Below are 23,937 nucleotides of genomic sequence, written 5' to 3'. Positions count from 1 at the left end.
GCGACCCAGTATTTATACTTGGTTTCTATATAGGCTATGTAGAAAAAGCGCTCATTCTTAACCCCTTTCGCAAGCGGTATCATCAATCCAAATAACCAGTTAGGGATTGATATGTCAGACAAAGAGATCGCACGCATCGACGCCACCATGAACAATTTGGTGGAGTTGACGCGTGAGCAAAATATTATGTTACGCCAGATGCTCGAGTCACTAACGGAGACTCGTACAAAACAGGAGTCTCATTCGGAGCGTATTGGGCGATTGGAATCTGATAAAACATGGTTAGTCAGGTTAATCCTGGCTTCACTGCTTACGGCAGCATTTGCGGCGACTAAGGCGGTGTTATGAAACTAACATTGATAACTAAATCACTCCGCACCGGCACATTTGGTGAACTTACTTATCAGGGGGAAATCTTGTGTGTCACTGTCGAGCGTCAATTTGAAAATAACATGCCCAATATAAGTTGTATCCCTGCGGGTACATACAGCCTGAAAAAACATATTTCACCCAAGTTTGGTGCATGTTTTGCGCTTGAAAATCCGAATGTGGGCGTGACCGTCGAAGGGCCGAGTCAGCGCACTCACTGCTTAATGCATGTTGCTAACTGGCCTGAGCAATTATCGGGATGTATCGCACCAGGCATGAGCTTTCACCCGACCCAGTGGGGGGTTGCGAATAGTCGTGACGCACTCGATATGCTGATGGAACAACTGCCTGATAAATCCGTACTGGAGATAATACGATTATGACGTGCCTTGTGCTAGCCAAGTCATTTGACAAGTGGCGCGTATGGCCACGCTTAATGAGTGTGTTTGTGGGGTGGGTGTGGATTGAGTTTAACGCGTACTTCTTTTCCATCCCCATCAACCAGCACAGTGAGTTTGCACTCGTACAATACGCGGCCATTACGGGTGTGTTCATTGGTTTTTGTAAGTTCTACATGGACACGGGGAGGTCGTTCAATGCAGATTAAAGTTATCATTTTCGCGGCGGTGGGTTTGCTGGGAGCACTGATCTTAATCTATCGCGAAGGATATGATAGCGGCTTCAACACGGCGTTAAGCCAACTGCAGGAAAGCACCATCAAACAAGCGGATGCGGCGATCAACGTGGCAAATGAATACGTTGCCAAAGAGGAGGCCATTGTGAGTGGGTTCATGGCTAATCAAACGGATTTTTTGAACAGTCTCAACAAGCCTGATGTCGTCGATGCGGTTGAAACTGAGCAGATCATTGAGTTCGCTATCGAGGCCAAAGTAACCCTTGGTAATAAGAGTGAGGTTATTCATGATGAACAAGAAAGTCCTGTGCGCGTTGTTGGCATTGACGCTGACGAGCTGCGCGAGTTACAGCGTCTCACCCGTAGCGCCAACGCCCATTGATAAGCGGATTGACAGCGCCCTATCGGCACCTTGCGTGTCCCTTCCTATACCAACCAGTGTGGATAAGGGCGCACATTTTGAGTGGAAAAAAGCGGTGATTGTCCTGTATCAAGCGTGCCGCGCAAAGCATCGTGCACTCTGGGAAGTCACTCAACCTTAGTGGGGGGCTCTAGCCCCTCGTATTCTTTGATGATCACCACCTCCAACCCAACAAATTCGTTAAGCTCCATGACTAACTCTAGCAGCGGCACCAATTCGTTTTTGTAGAAAATGCGATCCACCTTATTAAGATCGCTACTGGTGGTAAACCCTTCACGAACAATACTCATCAAATCCAGTGGAATACGATGACTGGCCAAGACATCACTGGTGGTGGTGTCTTTGATGGCTTTGAATGCGTCCTTCGCCTCGACCTGCCCAATAGGCGTTAACTCCGGTTTTTTGCCATCTTTACCCTTGCCATTAACAAACAAGTTCTTGAAGGCATCTTGAGTCGAGAGCTTTAACCTGATCTCTTTGTCTTGATCATCCGTTAAGCTTGCATCGTTCATATACAGCAGATAGCCGGCATGTGAGCCATTGCGGTAGTATTTACGCCTGAACAGGGTGGCGTCCTCATTTAACCAAATTGAACTCAGGGCGCCAATGTATTGCGGCAGGCCATAAAGCTCCTGGCATACATCGTATTCAGTTAAGTGAAATACCTGTCCTGGGCGATAATGAACTTCCCCCTCACTACTGAACACTTTTGGCTTGTAGCAATACTCATCTACTTTTTCCTTTCGGCGCATGTACAGCGCCGGCAAGTGCTTGATGGCGACAATCTCACGAAGCCCATTGCGCACAACCTGCAAATAGCCATTACCAAACGTTAAGAAATCCGCCATGAACCGCCTAAAGTCACGCTTTTTCATTACGCTTGATAACACGACCGCACTACTGGCCATGTTGCCCTTTACGTACAGCGCAGAGCCGTGCATGGGGTTGGCCCTCACCGCTTTGGCGAGGGTATCAAGCGGGATTGAGGGTTCGTACACGCCATCGATAAGTGCCACCTCCATGTAATTAAGTATGTCGGCACTCATGACGCTTTCGGGGGTATCAAAGGTGATCAAGGTTCGCTCCTTACAAGAATGCGATAGTGGTTTCGTTGTTGTTTAAAATATCAATAGGCTCCCAATGCAATACATGCATTGCAGCCCAGGCTAAATCAGCGTGTGAGCCTTTTTTGGTGCGCGCGGAGATCATGGTGATTTGGTTGCTCGCTTTGGTCGTGTGCTGCCGTATCATCAAAAAGGAGTGAACAACATCATCCCAGCTGTCATCAAACTGCAATCGACCGGCGTTAATGATCTCGCGGGCCTTGTACGCCATCATGCGTTTCACCTCAGGGCTGTAATCCACCTCTTTTAAACTGGGGTAGAATTTCCGCACCAGCTCTGCCACGGCTGAGCCTACGCCGCTGGTGTCCATCTCTAAATGCACGACATTGTATTTTTTGACTATCTCCTCAATAGCCTTAGCTTGTTGCTCGTAACTGGATCCTTTAAGTCGAATACGTTCTAAAAATCGAAATACCCCGCCTTTTTTAAGCGGTTTTAACGCGACGACCAGTCCAGCATCATCAGAGCCATCACCTTGTCCACCACCTCTAGGATCATACCCGACCAGCACCTCAAGATCGCCAACGGGGCGAACAGCCTCAAGGTTGACGTCTTTCCACTTAGAGGTGTCAGTCTTGCAAGCAAGCAGACTGTTAATGTTGAAAAAGGAGGCGGAGTCATCCAAAAAGATACAGCGAAGCAAGTTGTCAAAAATGCTTTTTATGGGGTATTTGCGGTGCAACTTATCCATGTTAAAGAAATTGGCGCCCCCTTTGATGGCATCATCAACGGTGATCATTTGACGGAAGATCCCGTCTTCACCCATGACGCCCTTTTTAAGGGCTTTATGGCTGATATCAATGCCTAACTCTTTAGATCCCGCCCACTTAGGGTAGGCTTCGTGGGCTGTACTTGATGGTGTAGAGAGGTAAGTCGTTCGGTACTTATCCTGTATTGACATGCCACCGGCAAGATCGTCCAACTCTTGGAACCTGGGGATCCAAAACACTTCATCAAAGTACAGGTGACCATTAAAGCCTTGGCTGGTTCGGGCGTTGGTTGACAAGAAGTTCAGACAAGCGCCATTACTGAGCCATAGCTCGTCTTTTCCTTTGAGCTCCACATCACCAATCTCGAGAGCAAATCGGCGTATGTAGTTTTTGAATATCTCACTTTGTTTGCGTGACGCAGATAAGAATATTTGGTTATCGCCGCTTAAAATCGCATCTTCAAATGCCTCAAAGGCAAAATAATACGTTAAGCCTATTTGGCGAGATTTCAGGTAAAAACGAAACTCGTTAATGTCGTCATTGCACTTGTGACTATGGATCGCATTTTGGTACCCGAAAAAGGTCTTCTCACGAAATTCAGCCAACATTTCAGCCGTAATGCCTGAGATATCATTTTTAACTTTGTTACTGGGGCGCCCACGAGTCGGCGCGCTGCCCTCATCGTGATGGGTTTTTCGCTTTTTACGCTCAATCGCTTCATCACGCTTGTACTTCTGTTCGAGTAGCATCTCAAGTTCAGAAAGCTGCGATGCGTGCTTTTGGTCAATCCACAATAAGTACGCAATGCGCTGGCGAAGCATCAATTCAACGGGGGCGTCATCACGCATTTTTTTCCAGCCAAATCGAGAGATCCACTGCTGAACGGTGCGCGCATTGACGCTCAACTCATCGCTTATCTCTTTGGTCTCGTACTGACGTAAATACAAACCCAGCGCCTGAGTTTGTGCTTGCGTGTAGATGGGCTTTTCAACCAAGGCTGGCGTTTTACTCTTCATTGTTGCCGTGCTTTCAATATCGATGAGCGCAGTGTGCGGCATAAATTGAAATGGCTCAGTAACCCCCTGTTCTAGTACGGCTATCTAGAATATCTGGCACTGTAAAAGGAAAGCGATGTTGGTTAAATTGAGGCACTAAATGAGGAGAAAGAGCGCATGTTTCAATCAGAGCCGATTTGTATTTTAACGGCAGGCCCCACCATTGATGGTCGCCATGTTGAGCAGCAAGTCATCGATGACATCGCTGAGCTGTATAACCCAAAGACCTATAACGCACGCATCAATGAAGAGCACTGGTCTTGGAGTGATAAGTGCGGCTCGGTGTTGAGCGTAGAGAAACGTGGTAATGAGTTGTGGGCCGTCCTTAAGCCCAACTCGAAGCTGCTGACCACGATAGAACGCGACCAATTGCTGCACACCTCGTGTGAGATTGAGCCAAATTACCTCAATACCGGCAAAAGTTATCTAACCGGGTTGGCGTTGACCGATAGCCCCGCTTCTTTAGGGACCACGGCAATGCACCTCTCTGCTCGAAAGCCTGCTGATAAAGGCAAAATTATGCTGTGTACTGGCGCAACCATTGATAAAAAAATGATGCTTGCTGAAGACGCTGACACCGAAGAACTCGACCAAAACCAAGCCAAAACATTGCTAAGCCGACTCGTGAGTTTCCTTAGCGAGAGACAAGAATTTTCTGAACAAGATGATAAAGAGGAGTTGAGCGTGGACAAAGAAGTCAAAGCGTTATTGGCAAAAAATGCAGAGCAAAATGAAACGATAAGCACTGTGCTCAATACATTAACCGCTGCAGTCGAAAAGCTCTCTAGTCAACGTAATGAGGTGGCTATTGAGCTCACTAAGCTTGAAGAGAGTGAAATCAACACTGACGTTGATGAAGCGTTAACCGCAAAAGTTGAGCTGTTAACCGCTGAAGTGAGTGAGCTTAAAGTGTTATTGAGCCAACAAACGGATGAAGGTGGGCGAACCTTAGCCGGTGGTGTCGCTGATGATGACTACTTGTAAGTCGCACCCATAACGACTCAATCCTGAACAATATTTCTTTTAGAGTGAATAAATCATGTTAGAAGCCACAAAGGTCAAACTCAATCAGTACGTGCAGGCCGTCGCTAAAAAGTACGGTGTCGCTGATGCAACAGAAAAGTTTAGCGTCGATCCTACTGCTACCCAGCGCATCGTTGCTCAGATGCGCGAAAGTAACTGGTTCTTAGGTCGCATTAACATCGTGCCGGTGCTCAATCAAAAAGGTGAAGCATTAGGGCTTGGCGTGACAGGGATGATTGCCGGCCGAACTGATACCACTGCAGATAAAATACGTAAAACAAAAAGTGTGCACAATTTGAAGCCCATGCCGTATTTGTGCGAGCAGACTAACTTCGATACACACATTCGTTATAGCCAGCTTGATGCGTTTGCACATCTTAAGAACTTTGCGGCCATCATTGCTACGCAAACGCGAGAGCAAATTGATGCAAACAAAGTCACGATTGGTTTTTACGGCACGAGTTGTGTGCCCAACACGGATGCAACCACGAACCCCAATGGTGAAGACGTGTGCAAGGGCTGGTTCCAGGCACTGCGTGAGCACAATACTGGCGCAATGATGAAAGAAGGAAAAGTGCTAGGTGAGATCCGTATTGGTGAAGGTGGCGACTTCATTAATCTTGATTTAGCCGTTATGAATGTCAAGCAGTTGCTGAGCGACCCTTGCATCAATGCACCCGATCTTATCGCCATTATTGGTTCCGATCTGTTGGCGAATGAGAAAGCTAAGTTTTACGCAAAGCAAGGCAATACGCCCAGCGAGAAATCAAAGATCGAAGAGTTACAAGTCATTGGTACTTACGGCGGATTGCCAGCGGTATCCGTGCCAGGTTTCCCGCCGAGTGGCATCTTAGTCACCAGCTATAAAAACTTGTCAATTTACATTCAAAGCGGCTCTATTCGTCGCGCTGTCGGTAAGAAGAACGATGAGCGTGACCAAGTTGAAAACTTCGAATCCATGAACATGGCGTATGTTATCGAGGAGCTGGGCAAAGCGGCAGCCGTTGAGTTTGATAACGTGAAAATTTTAATTGATGGCAAATGGGTGTAACGCACCCGATTAACTGACCAACCCCCGTACAGGCTCTCGATTGCACAAACAAGAAAATGCGTTTCTTGTCATGTGTCATGCGGTGAGCCTGTATTTCAAGGACTGTCTATGACCCGTATGTCATTTGTGGGTGACAAAAATGAAGTGCATGAAAGTCACCTACCCGCTACTGCACAGTACCCATCAATTAACGTTGCTGAGTTTCAAGGTATTTACCATTTTCTGAGTAATGAGAGTGAGATGGGTATATTGCATTACTTAACCATTGCGCGTGTCACCGTCAATTCAGAGTTAAACGAATTAGTTACGCAGCATGGCACGCTGGATGTTGTCTCAACTCACTGGTTTGGTGAGCCGCAGACGGGAACGACCTTGTATAAACAGGCGGTCCTGTCACTTGCTGCCCATGCCATTGTGGGTAATAAACTCAGTACTGATGCCACCGCAGAGGCGGCAGACAGGCAAGAAGCACTGCAGCAAAAAGCCGACAATTGTTTGGTGCAGTATCGCCAAGCGGTGGATTTACTCCTGTATGGCAAAGCCACCTATACCTTTGAGGTGGTGTAGATGAAAGCATTACAAAGTTTGACGGAATTATTTACCCAATCGATTGTTGATGCCAAGAACCTTGAGGTGTGGGCGGAAGACGGCCGGCTTGAATGTACACAAGGTGTGTCTATTGATGGGTTTGAGGTCGTTTACACCGTTAACGTCAATCTGAGTGACGTCAATGTGCAGCCTGAAATGCTGATGATGCACCTGGTAAACTGGCTTAATCAATACGATGTTGACCGCTCAAACAAGGGGCTTGATGCGCCTCAGTTTGCGACCCAGCGTCTTGATAACGGCCATTTTGACATTAAGTTTAAGATCTCAATCCAAGAGTCCTACTCGCTAGTCGAAAGCGATGCCGGTGTGTGGCAGCAAGGCGATGCATGCTTTGAGTGCGTGAGTGACTTTACGCTGGCCGCGATTGAGTCAGAGCTCCCGCCGCTGATGTTTGTTGGCGTCATCGATGAGGGGCTCTGCCCATGAAACTGACCACACCCGAACACCTCACCGCGATGCTTGAAGGGATGGCGCTAAGTCCATCGCAAGCATTAGCCCTGAATCGAACGCTTGCTAATCGCTCTAGGCAATTTTTTCGCGCTCAAATACGACAGCAACGTGATATTGACGGCACCCCCTATCAACCTCGCTCGAGCAAACGCGGGACTCGTTCACGTTTAGCGCAAAAAGAGGTATTCAATACCAAAAGCGCTAGCAACATGTTGATGGGGTTAAGTCGCTCTCTACAGACCTATGCCACGAATGACGGCTTTGAAGTTGGGTTAACGGGGCTTGCTGCCAAAATTGGCCGTGAGCACAACGAAGGCGCCACCCTGTCATTTACCACTCGCATAAATGGGTTTTACAACTCAAGAACCCATCAGTGGGAAGGCGGAAGGCGACAAAAGAATAACTACCGTATGGCGAAGCGAACGTTTATCGGCTGGACGCCCTCACTTGAACGTGAACTGATGGCCATGATGAGCGCTGAATTACTTAAGAATGTGGAGGGTTAAATGCAACAGATAAAAATCAAACCTGCTAGTGAGACGTTACTCGTTCGCGATCCCCTGACTCGAGAGGCACTTGCGCAAAAAGGTGAGAGTAAGCCACGCAATGTGTACTGGCTGCGCCGGTTGCAAGACGGCTCTGTGATTGAAATGAATGATAAGAAAAAGCAAGGAGAGAAGTTGTGAGCATTAGTTTTAGTGAAGTGCCCAAAAATGCCCGAGTGCCTGGCGTGTATATCGAGATTGATAACAGCTTGGCAAACAGTGCCGAGCAGCAACAATCCATATTGGTGATCGGTAATGCATTGGTCCCTGTCGATGGCGTACCCGTCACACCGGCTAACAAGGTTATTCTTTGTATGAACAAAGAGGTGGCCATTGCACAGTTTGGTGCCGGCTCTGATATTGCCAAGATGATGAACTACCTGGATAAGCAGAAAATCACATTGCCTATCTACGCCATCAGCGTGGCAGACGCTGACTTGATGATGGCGTTGGCCTCACTGGGCGACACGCAATATCACCACCTCATCTGCGCCCTGAATGATGACACCTCAATACGCGAACTTGGTGAGTTTTTAGAAGCGCGGTATGACGCGTTAAGCATGATCCCAGGTCTTGCCTATGTCCCCAAAAAAGGATTGCACGCAGAGCTGGTGACCTTTGGCGCTAAGTCTAACTGTCCATTGATTAGCTTTATGTCCATTAATGCGCTTGGTGACGCTGCTAATAACGTGCTGACAGATGCCGAAGTGCTCGCCGCGTGGGCGGGGCAAATCGCACAATCACTCGCAAATGATCCTTGTCGCCCTTTGCAAACACTCGTGATTAATGGGGTGTACTCCATGGCGAGCAGTGAATTTGATTGGTCTGAGCGCAACTTGCTATTGCATGAAGGTATGAGCACCTACACGGTGACAGCCACGGGTTCAGTTCAAGTTGAGCGCGTCGTGACGGCGTACACCGAGAATGCTGCTGGCGTGGCTGATGATAGCTATTTAGATGTGATGACGCCGGCAACAGCGATGTACTTTCGTGAAAAACAGCGTTCATTGATCTTAAGCCGCTACGGTCGTCATAAGCTAGCCAAAGACGGCACAAGCTTTGCGCAAGGTCAGGCTATCGTGACACCGAGCATGGTCAAGAGTGAGTTGCTGACACTGTACAAAGCATTGGAATACGCTGGCATTGTGCAAGATTTTGAGGGGTACAAAAAAACGCTCATTGCCGAACTCGATGCCAACAATAAACAGCGCCTCAATTATCAAGATAGCCCGCAGTTCGTCAACGGTTTGATTATCGTTGCCGGCAAGATCCAATTTCGAAAATAATACCGGAGTAATCGATGAGTACTAAAGCAACCAGTCGTGGTTTTTTAGATGCAGGTTCATTGGGGCGCCTACCCACAAAAGAAGGTGGCACGGTGTCCTTTGGGGGCGTAACGCGCACACCGGTGATGGGTGATGCTGGTGTGCTTGGTTTTTCGGAAGAATTTGCTATGGCGCCCAGTATCAAAGTCACCATCATGCACGCTGGCACCACCGATGAAGACGCGATACGCAACTTTGTGGGTGAAAACCTCACGCTGAATCTCAATAGCGGTAAAAGCTACACCTTGATGAATGCGTGGGTGAGTGAGCCTTTAGAGTTGGCTATCAAAGATGGTCAGCTCGATGTCATGTTTGTGGGCACGGAATTAATCCCTCAATAAAAGGAATGGTCATGCTGACTTTACTTAAAAAACGCCTGGCACGCGCCAAGGCAAAAGCCGCGCTCGAGGAGGCGTCACATCCCCCTCATGAGGAGGTCGAGCTGCCGGTCGTCACTGGCGAGGTCATTCACGATCCTCTGCAGGGCAAACCGTGGGATGAAGTTCAGAGAATGCTGGACATTGATTTGGACTTTGTTCGCACGCTTGCCGGTTTTGATGAAAAGAATGCGTTTCGAAAAGAACTCATCAAAAAATACCAGGCGACAGTCGTCAACCTACTCGCCACAAAGGAGAGTCTTGAAGGGCTGGATTTGGTGTGGTGGCACTTTTTGTGGCAAGTGGACTGTGGTTCGCTTGATGTTGTTCACAATGATTTCAAGGCGGCGGTACTTCGCGGCCTAAGTGCGCCTAAGCGCTGGAATTCAAACGGCCAGACGGCATTTTGTGACATTGTGTTTAAGTATTCACATAGCGCGCACACGGAGAAAGTGTTGTTTAATCCGACCTTTTTACTGGGCCTTGTTAACGACATTACCCAAGGCAAGCTTGCCGTCAACGCCCCGCTGAAAGTGAAAATATTTCGCTTGGCGGGGGATTTAATGGATCAACAAGGCGAAAAAAAGGTGGCGCTATCACTGTTCACATTAGTGATGGAGATAGATCCAAATCGTGGTGGGCGTAAAACCCGGGTGCAAGAATTGACAGTAGAGTTGAAGGGAAGCGAATGAGTGCAAAGATAGTGAATGTGAAGCTGGCGGTGCCGTTTGAAAAAGACGGTGTGATGATTGAGTCTGTTGATTTGCGTAAGCCATACGCGGGGGATCTGCGTGGATTGAAACTTCCGGAAGTTGTGGAAATGGATTTTGATACCGCGTGTACTTTACTGCCACGAATTAGCATTCTCAATGAGCGTGATTTGTTGAACATGGAAGTGGATAACTTTCCACTGCTCATGGTGCAAATCGCCAGTTTTTTCGTGGACACTGGGCGGTAATAGGGCAACTCGAACGAGTTGAATATATTTATGCCGATCTTGCGGTGGCGTTTGGCTGGCCACCCAGTGAAGTGGATACATTCAGTCTTGATGATTTAATGTTGTTTTGGGAATTGGCGCGAGTTCGTCACCAAGGGGAGAGCTAAGGGCGCTCCCTTTTTTTTAGGAGTATTTTACCATGAGAATGAGTCTGTCTGTGGTCATGGGGGTTATTGATAAAGTCACCGCCCCGCTTAAAGGAATGTCGGCTGAGTCTAATCGTTACACCAAGGAGATTGAGAAGATCCAAAAAGCGCAAGCAGATGACAGTGCGGCTTTGCATTTGATTGATGCGCACCGGCGAATGAGTAAAGAGATTGATAAGAACGCGCTCAGTCTTAATGAAGCCACTGATAAGTTAACCGCACTGCAAGCGAAAGAGAAAGCCAGTGTTAACGCTAAGAAAGCCTTGAATGATGAGGTCGCCAAGCAAACAGAGCGCCTTGCCAGGCTAAAGGCAGGCGCAGACGCCGCTGGCAGTGCTAACAGTCAGCTTAATGCCAAAATACTAGAACAATCCAGAGCACTCAAGAAGCTCAAAACGGAAGCTGCTGCAGCAAACAAGCCTAATCACGCCTTGACCAATCAGCTGGCGAAGCAGGCGGAGCGCGTTGCTAAGTTGACACAAGAAAGCGATGAGTATGCACAGCGCCTGAAACTCGTCAGTAAAGGGATGAAAAAGGCGGATGTTGATGCCAGTAAGCTCGATGATGAAGTGACACGATTAACGGCGAGCTTTGATGATCACTCAAAGAAAATAGATGGTGTCAGTCGACGTTACAGCAAGCTTAAATCTATCATGGCACCGTTTCAGAAGATGAATAAAACCATCAAAATGCCCTCGATGGCCATGGTTAAAGGTGGCGCCGCGATGGGCGTTGGTGCGCTTGGCTCATTGGCAGCGTTTGGTGCTGTCATTACCGATACGGCAGCGCAAGTGAATGAGCTCGCCAAGGCAGCAAAGGATGTCAACATGCCTGTTGAAGAGTTGCAGGCGTTGCGACTGCAGGCGCAAATGGCAGGTGCTGAGGCAGAGGACATGGACGCCGCCATCAAAGAGATGAGTCTGCGATGGGGTGAAATGAAGAGCTTAGGCTCTGGCGCCATGAATGACTATTTCAAGGATACCGGTAACAAAAAAGCCTATGAGGATTTGAAGAACGCCAAAGACTCGATGGAAGCGTACCAGGTCATTATCCGCGAGATAGCAAAAGAGAAGGATGTCGCTAAGCAAAACTTCATGGCGGATGAGTTCTTTGGGGGTGACAGTGAAAAAATGCTGTCTGTGCTGAAATCTGGCACTGATGGACTGAACAAGGCAAAGCAAGCACTGCGTGATAGCGGTGGTCATATTGATAAAGACTCGCTTGCTGCTGCAGATGAATTCAGTACCGGCTTAAAGAAACTGCTGCGGATCATACATTCCCTAAAAGTAAGCGGTTTAACGCCGGTGATGAAAGAACTCTCTGTGGTCTTTGGTGATCTTGCACTGAAAATGAAGAACATGGACTGGCGCAATAAAGCCATTGTGCAGCTAAGGGAAACAGTAAGCAGTGTGTTTAGTGTGTTCAAAGCGTTAGGGGGCGGTATTTTGTTTTTGAGTGAAAACTTCAAAGAAATCATTGCCACCATCGCCTTGTTGAAGATTGGGTTCATTGCACTCAATTTTGCGATGCTTGCGAATCCCATAGGACTAATCGTTGCAGGGGTGGCGGCAGCGGTCGTTGCTGTCACGTACTTGATTGATAAGTTTATCGGTCTTGGTGACGTCATTAATGCGATAAGGCGTTTCTTTGGTTGGGGCGATGAGGGAGATGAATCGCTCAAAAAGATAAATGAAATATCGGGAAAGATGAATGAGCTTAAGGATAAAAGCGTTGAAATGGGGATAACGACCAACGAGATCATGAACACCAAGAAGATGTTTGAGTCGTTACCTGGTGGCTCAGGTGAATTAACCAGGCTTGCGCCAGTACAACCGATTACCCCTTTGATGAATCATGCCGTTAAAAGCCAAGCAGAAGTCGCCTTGACCATCAAATCCGATAAGCCAGTCTCTGTGGACAAAGCAAATAGTGACAAAGGGACCAATCTCAACATCGATGTGGGTAATATGATGCTGAGTTATTGAGCTTAAATGATACGTTTTTTTAAGGATTGTGTAGAAGGAGATGTGAAGGTTAATTATTTGATATACTGTTTTTTTATACAGTACACTAAGTTTGAATATGAAACCTTTACATTGCGCTCGATGCCATAAAAAACTGTGTTACTTAGAGTACGGGCATATTGTGATCAAATGTCCGCGATGCAAATTTATTACTGAACAGAACACCGCGAGTGTCCACATTGGAACACACCGTAATGCAAAAGAAACTAACGCTCCTCAATTGTGATTGTTTAACCTCACTCAAGACATTACCAGATAACAGCATCGACCTGATTGTTACCGACCCGCCGTATTACAAAGTGAAGCGTGATGCGTGGGATAATCAATGGGCCACCCAAGAGGAGTTTTTATCCTGGCTTGATTGTGTGGCATTGGAATTATGGCGGGTATTAAAACCGTCGGGCACGCTGTACTTGTTTTGCAGTTCTCGCCTTGGGGCAGAAACGGAGCTGCTACTCAAGCAGCGCTTTGATGTGCTGAGTCATATCGTGTGGACAAAACCGAGTGGACCTTGGAATCGAGCATGCAAAGAAACGCTGCGTGCATTTTTTCCGGCGACTGAGCGCATTATTATGTGTGGCCACTATGGCTCTGAGGGATTAGCGAAAGGCGCATCGAACTACCACCTTAAGTGCCAGGACTTAAAAAGCGAGGTGTTTGCGCCACTCATCAATTACTTTAAAGATGCTAAAGCGCGATTGAATGTGCCGGCTAGAGAAATCAATAAAGCCACTGGGACCCAAATGTCATCTCATTGGTTCAGCAGCTCACAATGGAAGTTACCGACCGCGAAACAATACGCACAACTGCAGGAGCTGTTCGCACGATACGAACGCGATGGGCTTGATGCTTCGCATGAAGAATTAGTCGGTCAATTTACTGCGCTAAATCATGACTACCAGACGTTAATTCGTCAGTTCGATGATTTAAAGGCAGAGTATCAAGCTCTTAGACGTCCGTTCACGGTGACTAAAGAACTGCCATTTACCGATGTATGGTCATTTGCAGCGGTACAGTATTATCCTGGCAAACATCCATGTGAAAAGCCGGCGCCAATGCTTGAACATATCATTACAGCGAGCAGTCGAGAGAATGAAGTGGTGCTGGACTGTTTTATGGGGAGCGGTTCGACAGGTAAAGCTGCGTTGAAATTGGGGAGACGGTTTATCGGGATAGAGATGGATACGAAGATCTTTAATCAAACAGTGGGCAGTTTTACATAGTGTTGTGAAGATAAAAGAGGCCGCCAACCAAGGCGGCTTTTTGTTTCATAACCGTTACGAATGTTCGATAGATTGAGTTTTGTCAGAACCCTAAAATTTGAGTTGTTAACTTATTTCTGCCTTAAAACTTGTTAGCCTTCGAATGAAGATTGATTAAATTTTTTGATTTAGCTTTTGATTTAGCTTTTGATTTAGCTTTTGATTTAGCGGCAACGTCCCTGTTTCAAGCTGTAGATGGTCACCAAAAAACAGAGCTAGGTATATTACAATATACACGCATGATTTTGATATTAAATCGCTGTTTGTGGTGGTAGATTCAATTAATGATTGGTAAGTATTGTTGTGTGAGTTATTAATGTTTTCATTAATGTTTTCATTAATGTCTAGGGAGAGGCTGTGAAAAGTAGTAGTGAGAATGTTGCTGGTTCGGTAGAGGGGAAAGATGCTGATGGCATTGGCTCTCTGAGTTGGGTATTAAAGATATTTGGTTTAATGACGCTGGCTTCAGCTTTGTTTGGGGTGGGTTACCAAAAAGGCGTCATATTAGCTATGGGGTTGGGTAACCTTTCGGGGAACTACGAAGTCAGGGAAATTTTCAATTCTGCAGTCTTGGGTTACATACACTTGATGAGCAAGCTAGGAATTGATAGTTACTGGAAAGGCTTGGCTAGTGTGTTAAATCGTATTTTATTCCACAGCCCCGCGTTAATTTTCATTGTTATGCTAAGTCTAGCTCTTGTTACTCTGTACAGGAACAATAATCAAGTTAAAGAAGTGGCAGTTAAGGTCAAAAAATCGTCGCTGGTGCTCTTCAATAAGGTATGGGTGAAGTTTTCCTTAATGGTTTTAGGGTTGGCATCAAGCATTACTGCTATTTTAGTGACGTTGATAACCTTAACCCATCTAATACCTATGTTTGTGGTTATTTTATTGTTGCCTACATTGTTTGGTTATATGGCTGGGAGTGATTATATAAAGGAAGGAATGGATCGTGACGTTTGCTCAGTGGTCACCACTGAAATGATCAAGGACAAATATATAAGGCAGTGTACTCAGATACTTATAAATGGTAAAAAAATTATGGGCGAAATAGTTTTGGAGAATACCAAGGGTTATTACATTCACCGAAACAACTCTTTTGTTTATGCAGCTAAAGATGGTAAATCTTGCTTTTACTCTATCTTTGAAAAGACTGAAATAGTTAAATCCACTAAGAACTTCACATTCAAAGATGAGGAGTTGAGTTCCTTTTGTGGTGCGGGTGTAGTAAGTGAAGCGAACATAATTCAGGCTAAATAACTCTGGAGGGATAGAGGTGTTTAGTGCTGAATAATGCCCTTTTAAATTCTGATTGGAACTTTGAAAACCCTAAAGCCCTCCATATATGTTACTAGGATTGAATTAGCCTGAGTTCTTTGATTTATAACATGAAATAATCGATAGTTGATTGAGTTTTTATATTTTATGTAGTGTAATCGCTCCATATTTACCTATTTCTCATATTTTCTTAGGAGCCTTATGGACGGTACCATTCATAATCTAATTATTTCCTCTATCAAGCGTGATGATAAAAGTACTGCCATTTCCAAAACAAGGAAAGAAGAGAACGATGTTACTAAATTATCCGAGAATGTAACCACCAAGCTGACGACTTTATTTAAAGGTGGAGGGATGAAGGTCGGGGAGTTTGTCAAAGAGCCTGAAGAGTCAGCTTTTTCAAACCTAATGAAAGGTAGCTTCAAGCATGATGATATGCTTTTTGAGGGCTACAGACTCCTCTCATCCCGCTTCGCGGAGCTGTTAGCTAGAAAGTTAAACAAGGCTCAGGCGGTAAATGCGAGAGATGGCTTTCTAATTACATATTACTATTCGCAGGACTTTGGTGGTGAAGAGGTTTACTACCTCTGCACAGTATTTTTACATCGAATCGACGGCACAGATATCAATGATAAAGATCTGACCTTTGAGGATATTGAGCGGATTAACTTAGACTCCCTGAATCTAGGGGCTAAAATTTGCATTAATGATTGGGTTGAGGGTGCCTCTAGGCCTATATCCTTCAAGCTAGGAAAAGGCACTGGGGATGTTAGACGCTATTTTCAGGACTTCCTAGGGTGTACTGAGCCAAGTGATTATAAGGCTGATACTAACGCATTAAAAGATGCTATAACTGAAACGTGTCAGCGATTAGGCGTTCCAACTGAGCGGATAAGCGTTTTGTGTGAGTCAGCTCAGGCTTATTGTCATGACAGAATGAGAAATTATGATGAGGAGCGGATTAGTCTTGAGTGCTTGTCTATGCACTTGTTTCCCAAGGAGGATGAGTGTAATCAATTTTTAGATATAGCGCATAATGAGTTTAAGTTGAGTGATACGATTGGGATTGATAAAGCGGCACTTAGGTCGTTTTCACGTATACAAGGCGAGAATAAGGACTACAAGATTAGCTTTAGTACGGGAGCCTTGAACAAATCTATTATTTTCGATAGAAACCATAAAACATTAACATTCAAAAATCTTCCTCAAGATATTATAGATGAGGTTTTGGCGTACTTACCCCCTGCGGATAAACAAGGTGAATGATATAACTCCCGACGAGACCCAAGAAATATTCGAGGCTTTGCCACCTAAATGGGAGGGCGATGACTTGGTTGCGGAAGTTATACTGAGCGATAGAAATCTAGAGCTTATAAAAAAAGCGTCAGTCCACAACTTAGTGAGTGAGTATGTCGGGGTGGTGGGTAGTAGGGTTAAAAGAAAGAAGTTGGTTGAGGATTTCTGCTCTAAAAATTATGGCGAGACGGTAAGAGTTTTTTTTAATGTGGATATTGGCCCTGTCAGGTTCTTTGAAAATTTTGAAAGCTTGATAGAGACTCATCCAACGGAAAAACCAAGCAGCTTTGTTGTAACTTCGGAGGCTGAGGGAGTTATTTATTATCCCTGCGAAACCCCTTCTGGTAGGTTGAAGCACTATTTGGAAGTGCATAGCTTGTGGTCCGCTTTGCTTGATAAGTCTGATGACGACACCGCAAACGGACTGACCTTTCTATACAAGGGAAAGCTTTATTTGAATGGTCTGTATAGCGCGTCATGCCTCGAAAATGGGTTTGATGGATTAACAAAGTTCTTAAGTCTTCTCCAAAAAGATAAGCCGCACGAGGTGGAGAAGGGGCATATTTTACAGAATACCCTTCATTCATTTCTATATCACGTTGAAACTGATGATAAGTTCGCTTATCTACTTAGTAACTTTAGTTCTTTTAGTCTTAAGTTTGATGAGGCTTATCAGGCGTACTCCGTTGGGTTTTCTTTTGATAAGCTGCGAGAGGAATATGAGGAGCGATATAGGGATTACATGATTAAAGTTAACGACCTGATAAGTGCATCGCTAATTAAGTCACTTACAATACCAGCTGTAATATTTTTAACTTCAACCCGAACGCAGGCAGTTGCAACAGCGAATAGTGGTGCCAGTCACGATGAAATTATAGCTGTCAATATCGGTGTGGGGTTGGTTGCGCTGATTGTGTCTGTTGTTTTCTCAATGATGATGATATCTGAGTTGCAATCTATTAAATCGATAAAGGCCGAATATGAAAGCTTGATGGGGCGACTTGAGAAGAAGAGTAGCGAAGCCTTTAATGCCATCTACATTTTTCGGAAAAACCTGCGAAGTAAACTGATTTATGCAAATACAGTCTTATTATCGTTAATATTATTTTCCATAGTTCACGCTACAATCTCCCTGTTGTGGGTTACATCCCGAACTCAAGGGTGGGCTTTTTCTTATCCAATTTATGAGTCCGTTGCATTTGTATGTAAATGGACGCGAGCCCTGTTTAGTGTGGTGGCCAGTCTATTTTCTTAATGGCTATCAACTCTCAAATATAATCCAATCCAAAACCATCCCCATAAGAGGGGTACTCCTTTCAATAATCGGGTCAGAGTAAATTAACTATATACGGTGTCTTGCGAATCCCTTAATGATGTTGGCATCACAAATACTGTGATTACCCCTAATTATGGGTCGACCACTACAGTCTCTTTAGTCCTTCTTAATTTAACCATATTTATCGTAGTACAATAATGAAATTACAAAGCTTTAACCCTAAATTTTTTCTATCCAGAAGAGAGCTAGGGCGATGCTTAACATATCATTAAACCTTCAAGCATAAAAAAGCCCTGCTAAGCAAGGCTAAGATTTTATTTCACAAGGGCTATTTAGCTGTACCGCAAACCATTCTAGAACCACCGCCACCCAGTACCATAGGATGATCTGAATGATTATCACCACCTACATGGATCATGAGTGAACGTCCTTTCAACTCTTTAAGCGTCAGCTTTGGTGCTAATACAGGGTTGTGAGCTTGACCTTTAAGGTCTACATAAAGAGCTGGTAGATCGCCTTTATGATTACCAGCCCCCCAAGGATAGCCATGTTTATTAGTTTTTTCAGGATCATAGTGGCCACCTGCAGCTCCACCTACGATTGCCTTGCCGTTTTTCATGCTGTTATCGCAATGAGGGTTTTGATGAACGTGAAAACCATGAAGACCGGGTGATAGCTTGTCTAAATGAGGCGTAAAAATCACACCGTATTGGCTTTTATCAACAACGATGTCGCCGACTATTTTTCCTGTGGTTAAATCCTTCATTTCAAACGTAAGATTTTCGAGATCCCTTGCGACAGCCGACCCAGTTAGACCACATAGCAATGCAATCATTAGAATTGATTTTTTCATTTACACTCTCATTTATGTAGGGTAAGGGGTAAATATCCTATAAAAAACCATATATTATTGTGAACATGCTCTCGTTTTATGATTGTGCAATAGCAACAAGAACAAGGTGTTAATGGTGTGTAGAATATTCTGGTCTTCGATACATATAATATCTCAACTAATGTGCTTGACCAGAGGGTCGTAGCAAATTAATGCCTTCGAATAAATGAAGTTACATTTTCTAGACAATGCTAGGTTGATTAGAATTAACGCTCTAAATTTTTTTGTTCAGAAGTGATTTAGAGCGGTACTCAAAGTATTCTATATTTACAGATCTAAGCAATAAAAAACCGCCAATTTAGGCGGTTTTTTCATTCCTAACGGTTATGTGTGGTCAATGCGTGGTCAGCGCATTGCCAGTTCCTTGCTGTGCAAGGCTTTCAAGTCGATAAAAAAACACCTTTTGGTGCTTTTATCTTATATGCAACATCCCCCTCCTATAATCACTACTTTCCATTAGATTCAATAACGGATCTTTACGTTGTATTTTATTGATGTTTAATCAATATGAGCACTAGGTCACGCTTTTTATTATTCAGAAAAAATAATGACTTGTGATCACAGAACAATCTGCTAGGAGAGGCTACAATATTTTGCTATTAAATGAGTTGAGAAAGATATATGCAAATTGGCTCATGCTGGTTAGATATGAATAATAAAACATTATCTAATCTTGCCAATGAAACGAGTTGGAAGATGTCCGCTGCAGAGTATTCAGTCATAGAGACCATGGTGCTGCATCGCGGTCAAGTGCTATCTAGGGAAGAGTTGTTACTGGCTATGCCAGAAGAACAGCGATCTTATGCGCTGCTGACTGAAGCTATTGAACGTATTCGCTTCTATCTTGGCGTGGAATACACTGGATTGATTGAGACTGTGGATAAGCAAGGCTATGTATTGCACAGTACACAAAAGTCAAAGGTAAAAAATATTTCTTCGACTCCATTCGGCAGTATTTCAGCTAAGCATTATGCCATTTTTATTGGACTGTTATTAGGGTTACTCTGGATTATTAATTCTGTCTTTGTTCCAGCTGTGCAGATTAACCCAGTGCAAGAACAGATGCTTACCAGTCAATCGTCTAAGGTTTCTTTTTACCCCATATTTACCAATATCAAATTGAAAAATGAGTATCGTAGTCAGATAAAATTCTTGGCAAAAAATATTGAAATGTGCGCGAAAGTGCCGTGGCAGCATATATTTGTCTCCGTTTCTCATGATGATAATCTAATCAGTATCGTACTTAAGCGGGAGAATTTGGGGAGCAGCGAGATTAAAAACCTGAAACAAGTACCTGTAGATGATGATTGGTATTTCATTGATCAATCTTGGTTAATTAAGGTAGGGATTTGTGGTTAATCAACGGCTAAAAACAATGAGCTATGTCAAGAAAGCATGGTTATTAATGTGCAGCTTATTAGTGATTATTAGTATCTGTATCGGGTTACATTATTTTGTTGGTCCGGAAGAGAACCTGACCTTTTCATGCCAAGCAAATCTCCACGGTAAAGATGTTGATCGGGTTAATAAGGTCGAGGTAGTGATTAAGGTCGTGGGAGAAGCAGTGTCACTCATGTATCGCTTTATAGAGTCTGGTGGAGAGATTAATTCCATCATTTTAAGCGGTAAGATTGATAAGCTTGACTTGGCATCGCTGACCTTTAAATTGAAGCTTGAACATGGTCAAATAATCTCTAATTTAACCCAAAAATCCTTTTCAAATCATATGGCAGCAGTTATCGATTCAAGTCGGTTAGCGATTACGAGTGTCAGCCCTTTGTTGCTCGATATTCAGTTGATCGAAATAGATGAAATGCAGAATTATGCCATTATTCAATTTGCTCCCGATGATGGACTATGGGGATGTGACCTCAAGGATAATAAGCTCACTTTCTAGTGATAAGCCCCCATTTTGTGATCAATATTTCGGGTAACTTGATTAAGGTAAAAGGAGAGGCGAACCTCTCCGAGAGTGTAGGGGCTTTAGAGTGTGGGTAAGAGTTCTAGCTCATTGCTGCTAAGTGTCCCCTTTATCTCTATAGCAACCTTATATTGACTTACTGTCTCATCAGAGTCTCCCTTGCTCCAGTCTAGTTTCGGGGCTTCAAAAGTGTAACTGCCCTTAGTTTCTGACTCCGTCAGTATGCCCTCACATTTATTTTGCTGGCTATTACAGCTGTAAGTGCGTGTAAGGTGCCAGCGTTGCCATGATTTAGGGTTGTTGAGCTTAGTATTTTTCTCTGGGAAGCCAAAGTAGATAATGTTGTAATCTTTAGCATGGATGATCGCTTGTTGCTCTTTATCACTTAAGCTAAAACTCAATGCGCCAGATAGCCCTTCAAAGCTTGTTAGTTCAAGTTGAATACTGGTGGCCTTGTCGATATCGACTGTTGCGACTACCGGAGGAGGGGAGATCTCACCACCATCGTTACTGTCATTATTATCACTGCCGCATGCCGAGGCTAATAGAGTACAAGCTAAGAGCGAGCCGAGTTGTTTGTGGTTCATTACGCGCTCCTTTAGTTAAAGTGGCCGGTATGACAAGTTGCACATTCCATGTCAGTCTTCACGCTAGCTGCTGATGCCATGGTATCGCTGACGCCATGACAGCTTTGACAGCTCTGAGTATCATCTGATGGTTTTGACCCAGGTAGAGCGGCAATATCCTCACCGTGATAAGCGCGATTAAGTAGCTCGACTAAATGGTAAGCAATAGAGGCTGATAGTCGGTAGCAGCGTTCGCCTTTTTGGCTGAATGTCTTACCAGATGCTTTAGACCAGTTACTGATTGAGGAGTGACATAGAATACTATTTGCTGTAGAAGAACTGCCGACAAGCGCTGTTTTCTCATCGGTAGAACCGATACCAGCCACAAACTCAGGTGATGAGAATGGTAGCTCAGCACTTTCGTAATAACGGAATGCAGCACCAATAACTGCGGAGTTTTGCCCATTAATGTCATCCAGAATGTTTATCAACATGCCTGCAGCATTCAAATTGCCACAGATGGTACCTTGTCCAACAACTCCTGCAAATCCGTAAGCTGCTAATGACGTTGGTATGGTTTTAAATTTTGCCGCATCTTGACTGGTGGAGTTAGCTAACATGGTCACTAGAGAGTGAAAAACCTGATGCATACAACCACCACCTGTTTCATAAGCGAGCTTTGCCGTGGCCATGGCATCAAGCGGAACGTATTTTAGTTTATCACCTAGCTCAAGATGGAAGTTGCCTTGATCATCAGTGGCAGCAAAGGCAGATGTTCCAACCAGAGTCACTCCGGCAGCGACAGTGCTTATGCCTATGATTCTTGTTAATGCTTGGCGTCTATTAATGCTCATTATGTTCCCTTAATTTTATACTGCTTGATCGAAGTTTGGTTCTGTGGACAGGATTTTCCGATCCATTGACTTGGGATTAGTGTCCATCTTGAGAGTGACAAATAGTGTGATTTGAAATGGATGAATACTTAGGATAAAAGCAGACAGAGAGTTAAGTATAAGCGGGTAAAGGTAATGGCTTTATTCGATGAATATATTAAGTTTGTATCTGTATTTCACTGAACAAAGTGATCGATAATTGGATATTTGTAATCTTCATGTAAATTTATCGACTTTGAATCTTAAATTGCCAATAGATTTACAGATTTATCAATGTGATCCTGTTCGCAAACTAATAAGTTACTGACTTTTAATTCTATCTTTTGATGTGGGCTTTTAGAGGAGATAGCTGTGATCACAGAAATGTTGCGTTAATTTACCTATTATCCCTGTGAAAATGATGATGGGGCATATTATGATCTTGGGTATTTGTCAGTTTGATGCTCACCAAGCTCAACTAAAGAATCTTGCAAGCGGCGAGTTGTGGCTTTTACCTAGAGCTGAGCTGCAGGTTCTTAAGCTCTTGCTTGCCCATCGGGGCAGTGTGGTTGCAAAGCAAAAGTTAGGGGCTGCTGATGAGAATCATCCAGCTTTAAGTGACTCATCGGTCACTCGTGCCGTATTCATGTTGCGCTCATTTCTGGGGACAGAACATGAGCATCTTATCGAGACCGTAAAGGGGAGAGGTTATCGCTTACGCAGAGATACTCGCTCATTCAAACAGAGGTGGCTGGTTGCACCTAAGCTCAAGGCTATATTCACCATTGTAATACTGGGCTTTGCTGTTCTGCTTGTGATGGTATCTCTGAATCAATATAAGAGTGCAGGTGGACGCACAGAAGCGTTAAACAATGTAAATTTGTTGCTTTCTTCAGGGCAGTCATTAAATCTGATGAGTTTCAGTAAGTCTAAGACTAATAATGAACCCTTGTTAGTCTTAGTGGAACAGCTTAAAGCGGGTTTTAAGCTATGTCATTCGACACCTTGGCAACAGGTCTACCTATCTTTATCCCATGATAAGCAAGTGTTTAATATCACCATGAAGGGAGAAAAATTAGGTCAGTCTAAGATCAGAAATTTGAAGTTAACCGATTACCGTCAGCAAAAACAGTTCATTTCACAAGCTTGGTTAGATGAGGTCGACATTTGTGAATAGAAAATTACTCTGGGGGATCAACACATTCGTCTTGATTATATTAATCGTCAGCGTGACAATCAGCTATCGCCACCTTAATCCATCACAAACTTTGATGATGAGCTGTAGTTCAGAGCTTTTTGATCGTAATGAACCGGGAGAAAATGTCAGTCGTCATTATCTCTTGGTCGATGTGTTTGCCAAAGGAAAGTTAGCACAGTTAAATTATCGATATTTTAACCATGATGGCAGTTCTGCTGGTAATATCAGGATGAAAGGAAGTGTGTTGGATGTCAGCCTCGATGCGCAAAAGTATTTATTTTCAGTAAAAACTAAGGAGGAGTTTGGGTTTGATAGTGAGGTGAAACCGCCGGAACATATGCGCTACCTCTCCTATGTCAGCTCCTTTAACCTGGATAATAAAGGAATGCATAATCTGAGTGTTGAGATGCTAGATTTCAATGAGCAGCATGATTATGCTGTAGTGCTTTTTCAACCGAGTAATACTGTCTGTGGTTGTCGTTTAGTTCAATAAATGACTTTTTGAGCTATAGTTAA

The 23,937-nt window shown here is 44.3% G+C and carries 29 protein-coding genes; 24 read left to right on the top strand and 5 right to left on the bottom strand.

Annotated elements, in window-relative coordinates; translation table 11 throughout:
• The first annotated feature begins 111 nt into the window (after nucleotides 1-111).
• From HWQ47_RS21335 to HWQ47_RS21325, 3 genes are all read left to right on the top strand, one after another.
• Nucleotides 112-348: a hypothetical protein gene (locus HWQ47_RS21335; protein ID WP_269968014.1), complete on the top strand. Its 237-nt coding sequence runs from the start codon at nucleotides 112-114 to the stop codon at nucleotides 346-348.
• Nucleotides 345-752, top strand: coding sequence for a DUF5675 family protein (locus tag HWQ47_RS21330; protein WP_269968013.1), 408 nt, complete (start codon nucleotides 345-347; stop codon nucleotides 750-752). The genes HWQ47_RS21335 and HWQ47_RS21330 overlap by 4 nt, the downstream gene beginning before the upstream one ends.
• 213 nt (nucleotides 753-965) lie before the next feature.
• A complete protein-coding gene (locus tag HWQ47_RS21325) occupies nucleotides 966-1,385 on the top strand; it encodes a hypothetical protein (protein ID WP_269968012.1) in 420 nt (139 codons plus the stop codon).
• Between the two features lie 146 nt (nucleotides 1,386-1,531).
• Here the strand turns inward: HWQ47_RS21325 and HWQ47_RS21320 are convergent, their stop codons facing one another.
• The gene (locus tag HWQ47_RS21320) at nucleotides 1,532-2,500 is read right to left on the bottom strand and encodes a phage portal protein (RefSeq protein WP_269968011.1); all 969 of its coding nucleotides are present in this window, start codon (nucleotides 2,498-2,500) and stop codon (nucleotides 1,532-1,534) included.
• Nucleotides 2,501-2,510: 10 nt separating this feature from the next.
• Entirely contained in the window at nucleotides 2,511-4,316 is a 1,806-nt protein-coding gene (locus HWQ47_RS21315) for a terminase large subunit domain-containing protein (protein WP_269968010.1), read from the bottom strand.
• 114 nt (nucleotides 4,317-4,430) lie between these two features.
• Here HWQ47_RS21315 and HWQ47_RS21310 point away from each other — a divergent pair, with 114 nt between their 5' ends.
• From HWQ47_RS21310 to HWQ47_RS21240, 17 genes are all read left to right on the top strand, one after another.
• Complete coding sequence (locus tag HWQ47_RS21310; RefSeq protein WP_269968009.1) at nucleotides 4,431-5,297, top strand: GPO family capsid scaffolding protein; 867 nt, start codon at nucleotides 4,431-4,433, stop codon at nucleotides 5,295-5,297.
• 55 nt (nucleotides 5,298-5,352) lie between these two features.
• A complete protein-coding gene (locus tag HWQ47_RS21305) occupies nucleotides 5,353-6,387 on the top strand; it encodes a phage major capsid protein, P2 family (protein ID WP_269968008.1) in 1,035 nt (344 codons plus the stop codon).
• A 108-nt stretch (nucleotides 6,388-6,495) separates the two neighbouring features.
• Nucleotides 6,496-6,954, top strand: a complete 459-nt coding sequence (locus HWQ47_RS21300) for a head completion/stabilization protein (protein WP_269968007.1) — start codon at nucleotides 6,496-6,498, stop codon at nucleotides 6,952-6,954.
• Nucleotides 6,955-7,422 carry a phage tail protein gene (locus HWQ47_RS21295; RefSeq protein WP_269968006.1) on the top strand — a complete coding sequence of 156 codons (468 nt, stop codon included), beginning with the start codon at nucleotides 6,955-6,957 and terminating at the stop codon, nucleotides 7,420-7,422.
• Nucleotides 7,419-7,952: a phage virion morphogenesis protein gene (locus tag HWQ47_RS21290; RefSeq protein ID WP_269968005.1), complete on the top strand. Its 534-nt coding sequence runs from the start codon at nucleotides 7,419-7,421 to the stop codon at nucleotides 7,950-7,952. Before HWQ47_RS21295 ends, HWQ47_RS21290 begins: the two co-directional genes overlap by 4 nt.
• On the top strand, nucleotides 7,953-8,132 hold the full coding sequence (locus tag HWQ47_RS21285) for a DUF2635 domain-containing protein (protein ID WP_269968004.1): 180 nt from the start codon (nucleotides 7,953-7,955) through the stop codon (nucleotides 8,130-8,132).
• On the top strand, nucleotides 8,129-9,277 hold the full coding sequence (locus HWQ47_RS21280; protein WP_269968003.1) for a phage tail sheath subtilisin-like domain-containing protein: 1,149 nt from the start codon (nucleotides 8,129-8,131) through the stop codon (nucleotides 9,275-9,277). Before HWQ47_RS21285 ends, HWQ47_RS21280 begins: the two co-directional genes overlap by 4 nt.
• A gap of 14 nt (nucleotides 9,278-9,291) precedes the next feature.
• Nucleotides 9,292-9,657, top strand: coding sequence for a phage tail tube protein (locus HWQ47_RS21275; protein WP_269968002.1), 366 nt, complete (start codon nucleotides 9,292-9,294; stop codon nucleotides 9,655-9,657).
• A gap of 11 nt (nucleotides 9,658-9,668) precedes the next feature.
• Nucleotides 9,669-10,385 carry a phage terminase small subunit gene (gene gpM, locus HWQ47_RS21270; RefSeq protein ID WP_269968001.1) on the top strand — a complete coding sequence of 239 codons (717 nt, stop codon included), beginning with the start codon at nucleotides 9,669-9,671 and terminating at the stop codon, nucleotides 10,383-10,385.
• Nucleotides 10,382-10,651: a phage tail assembly protein gene (locus HWQ47_RS21265; protein ID WP_269968000.1), complete on the top strand. Its 270-nt coding sequence runs from the start codon at nucleotides 10,382-10,384 to the stop codon at nucleotides 10,649-10,651. Before gpM ends, HWQ47_RS21265 begins: the two co-directional genes overlap by 4 nt.
• Nucleotides 10,652-10,695: 44 nt before the next feature.
• Nucleotides 10,696-10,797, top strand: coding sequence for a hypothetical protein (locus HWQ47_RS28010; protein ID WP_326515519.1), 102 nt, complete (start codon nucleotides 10,696-10,698; stop codon nucleotides 10,795-10,797).
• 32 nt (nucleotides 10,798-10,829) lie between these two features.
• Nucleotides 10,830-12,821: a hypothetical protein gene (locus tag HWQ47_RS21260; RefSeq protein WP_269967999.1), complete on the top strand. Its 1,992-nt coding sequence runs from the start codon at nucleotides 10,830-10,832 to the stop codon at nucleotides 12,819-12,821.
• Nucleotides 12,822-12,918: 97 nt separating this feature from the next.
• A complete protein-coding gene (locus tag HWQ47_RS28125) occupies nucleotides 12,919-13,086 on the top strand; it encodes a hypothetical protein (protein ID WP_442802118.1) in 168 nt (55 codons plus the stop codon).
• Nucleotides 13,055-14,083 carry a DNA-methyltransferase gene (locus tag HWQ47_RS21255; RefSeq protein ID WP_269967998.1) on the top strand — a complete coding sequence of 343 codons (1,029 nt, stop codon included), beginning with the start codon at nucleotides 13,055-13,057 and terminating at the stop codon, nucleotides 14,081-14,083. The genes HWQ47_RS28125 and HWQ47_RS21255 overlap by 32 nt, the downstream gene beginning before the upstream one ends.
• A 396-nt stretch (nucleotides 14,084-14,479) precedes the next feature.
• Entirely contained in the window at nucleotides 14,480-15,382 is a 903-nt protein-coding gene (locus HWQ47_RS21250; protein WP_269967997.1) for a hypothetical protein, read from the top strand.
• A gap of 219 nt (nucleotides 15,383-15,601) precedes the next feature.
• Entirely contained in the window at nucleotides 15,602-16,666 is a 1,065-nt protein-coding gene (locus tag HWQ47_RS21245; protein ID WP_269967996.1) for a nucleoid-associated protein, read from the top strand.
• Nucleotides 16,659-17,951 carry a hypothetical protein gene (locus tag HWQ47_RS21240; RefSeq protein WP_269967995.1) on the top strand — a complete coding sequence of 431 codons (1,293 nt, stop codon included), beginning with the start codon at nucleotides 16,659-16,661 and terminating at the stop codon, nucleotides 17,949-17,951. Before HWQ47_RS21245 ends, HWQ47_RS21240 begins: the two co-directional genes overlap by 8 nt.
• Before the next feature lie 349 nt (nucleotides 17,952-18,300).
• Here the strand turns inward: HWQ47_RS21240 and HWQ47_RS21235 are convergent, their stop codons facing one another.
• Nucleotides 18,301-18,825, bottom strand: a complete 525-nt coding sequence (locus HWQ47_RS21235) for a superoxide dismutase family protein (protein WP_269967994.1) — start codon at nucleotides 18,823-18,825, stop codon at nucleotides 18,301-18,303.
• 687 nt (nucleotides 18,826-19,512) lie between these two features.
• On the opposite strand from HWQ47_RS21235, the gene HWQ47_RS21230 reads away from it, so the two are divergent.
• Entirely contained in the window at nucleotides 19,513-20,223 is a 711-nt protein-coding gene (locus HWQ47_RS21230) for a helix-turn-helix domain-containing protein (RefSeq protein WP_269967993.1), read from the top strand.
• Between the two features lie 46 nt (nucleotides 20,224-20,269).
• Nucleotides 20,270-20,761: a hypothetical protein gene (locus HWQ47_RS21225; protein WP_269967992.1), complete on the top strand. Its 492-nt coding sequence runs from the start codon at nucleotides 20,270-20,272 to the stop codon at nucleotides 20,759-20,761.
• 86 nt (nucleotides 20,762-20,847) lie between these two features.
• On the opposite strand, the gene HWQ47_RS21220 is transcribed toward HWQ47_RS21225, so the two are convergent.
• Both HWQ47_RS21220 and HWQ47_RS21215 read right to left on the bottom strand, forming a co-directional pair.
• Nucleotides 20,848-21,372, bottom strand: a complete 525-nt coding sequence (locus tag HWQ47_RS21220) for a hypothetical protein (RefSeq protein WP_269967991.1) — start codon at nucleotides 21,370-21,372, stop codon at nucleotides 20,848-20,850.
• 11 nt (nucleotides 21,373-21,383) lie between these two features.
• Nucleotides 21,384-22,205 carry a C-GCAxxG-C-C family (seleno)protein gene (locus HWQ47_RS21215; protein ID WP_269967990.1) on the bottom strand — a complete coding sequence of 274 codons (822 nt, stop codon included), beginning with the start codon at nucleotides 22,203-22,205 and terminating at the stop codon, nucleotides 21,384-21,386.
• 454 nt (nucleotides 22,206-22,659) lie between these two features.
• Here HWQ47_RS21215 and HWQ47_RS21210 point away from each other — a divergent pair, with 454 nt between their 5' ends.
• On the top strand, nucleotides 22,660-23,400 hold the full coding sequence (locus HWQ47_RS21210; RefSeq protein WP_269967989.1) for a winged helix-turn-helix domain-containing protein: 741 nt from the start codon (nucleotides 22,660-22,662) through the stop codon (nucleotides 23,398-23,400).
• The gene (locus HWQ47_RS21205; RefSeq protein ID WP_269967988.1) at nucleotides 23,393-23,914 is read left to right on the top strand and encodes a hypothetical protein; all 522 of its coding nucleotides are present in this window, start codon (nucleotides 23,393-23,395) and stop codon (nucleotides 23,912-23,914) included. Before HWQ47_RS21210 ends, HWQ47_RS21205 begins: the two co-directional genes overlap by 8 nt.
• The last annotated feature ends 23 nt before the right edge of the window (nucleotides 23,915-23,937 follow it).

Origin of the sequence: Shewanella sp. MTB7 (assembly GCF_027571385.1) — a bacterium.
GTDB lineage: Bacteria > Pseudomonadota > Gammaproteobacteria > Enterobacterales > Shewanellaceae > Shewanella.
This window is presented reverse-complemented; position numbering and strand designations above follow the sequence as displayed.

What these genes read in the sequence shown, in the direction of transcription:
- HWQ47_RS21310 (WP_269968009.1), top strand. Translation starts at nt 4,431, where the DNA reads ATGTTTCAATCAGAGCCGATTTGTATTTTAACGGCAGGCCCCACCATT.
- HWQ47_RS28125 (WP_442802118.1), top strand. Translation starts at nt 12,919, where the DNA reads ATGAAACCTTTACATTGCGCTCGATGCCATAAAAAACTGTGTTACTTA.
- HWQ47_RS21260 (WP_269967999.1), top strand. Translation starts at nt 10,830, where the DNA reads ATGAGAATGAGTCTGTCTGTGGTCATGGGGGTTATTGATAAAGTCACC.
- HWQ47_RS21290 (WP_269968005.1), top strand. Translation starts at nt 7,419, where the DNA reads ATGAAACTGACCACACCCGAACACCTCACCGCGATGCTTGAAGGGATG.
- HWQ47_RS21325 (WP_269968012.1), top strand. Translation starts at nt 966, where the DNA reads ATGCAGATTAAAGTTATCATTTTCGCGGCGGTGGGTTTGCTGGGAGCA.
- HWQ47_RS21215 (WP_269967990.1), bottom strand. Translation starts at nt 22,205, where the DNA reads ATGAGCATTAATAGACGCCAAGCATTAACAAGAATCATAGGCATAAGC.
- HWQ47_RS21285 (WP_269968004.1), top strand. Translation starts at nt 7,953, where the DNA reads ATGCAACAGATAAAAATCAAACCTGCTAGTGAGACGTTACTCGTTCGC.
- HWQ47_RS21265 (WP_269968000.1), top strand. Translation starts at nt 10,382, where the DNA reads ATGAGTGCAAAGATAGTGAATGTGAAGCTGGCGGTGCCGTTTGAAAAA.
- HWQ47_RS21235 (WP_269967994.1), bottom strand. Translation starts at nt 18,825, where the DNA reads ATGAAAAAATCAATTCTAATGATTGCATTGCTATGTGGTCTAACTGGG.
- HWQ47_RS21305 (WP_269968008.1), top strand. Translation starts at nt 5,353, where the DNA reads ATGTTAGAAGCCACAAAGGTCAAACTCAATCAGTACGTGCAGGCCGTC.
- HWQ47_RS21295 (WP_269968006.1), top strand. Translation starts at nt 6,955, where the DNA reads ATGAAAGCATTACAAAGTTTGACGGAATTATTTACCCAATCGATTGTT.
- HWQ47_RS21275 (WP_269968002.1), top strand. Translation starts at nt 9,292, where the DNA reads ATGAGTACTAAAGCAACCAGTCGTGGTTTTTTAGATGCAGGTTCATTG.
- HWQ47_RS21330 (WP_269968013.1), top strand. Translation starts at nt 345, where the DNA reads ATGAAACTAACATTGATAACTAAATCACTCCGCACCGGCACATTTGGT.
- HWQ47_RS21335 (WP_269968014.1), top strand. Translation starts at nt 112, where the DNA reads ATGTCAGACAAAGAGATCGCACGCATCGACGCCACCATGAACAATTTG.
- gpM (WP_269968001.1), top strand. Translation starts at nt 9,669, where the DNA reads ATGCTGACTTTACTTAAAAAACGCCTGGCACGCGCCAAGGCAAAAGCC.
- HWQ47_RS21245 (WP_269967996.1), top strand. Translation starts at nt 15,602, where the DNA reads ATGGACGGTACCATTCATAATCTAATTATTTCCTCTATCAAGCGTGAT.
- HWQ47_RS21255 (WP_269967998.1), top strand. Translation starts at nt 13,055, where the DNA reads ATGCAAAAGAAACTAACGCTCCTCAATTGTGATTGTTTAACCTCACTC.
- HWQ47_RS21210 (WP_269967989.1), top strand. Translation starts at nt 22,660, where the DNA reads ATGATCTTGGGTATTTGTCAGTTTGATGCTCACCAAGCTCAACTAAAG.
- HWQ47_RS21225 (WP_269967992.1), top strand. Translation starts at nt 20,270, where the DNA reads ATGTGCAGCTTATTAGTGATTATTAGTATCTGTATCGGGTTACATTAT.
- HWQ47_RS21315 (WP_269968010.1), bottom strand. Translation starts at nt 4,316, where the DNA reads ATGCCGCACACTGCGCTCATCGATATTGAAAGCACGGCAACAATGAAG.
- HWQ47_RS21230 (WP_269967993.1), top strand. Translation starts at nt 19,513, where the DNA reads ATGAATAATAAAACATTATCTAATCTTGCCAATGAAACGAGTTGGAAG.
- HWQ47_RS21300 (WP_269968007.1), top strand. Translation starts at nt 6,496, where the DNA reads ATGACCCGTATGTCATTTGTGGGTGACAAAAATGAAGTGCATGAAAGT.
- HWQ47_RS21220 (WP_269967991.1), bottom strand. Translation starts at nt 21,372, where the DNA reads ATGAACCACAAACAACTCGGCTCGCTCTTAGCTTGTACTCTATTAGCC.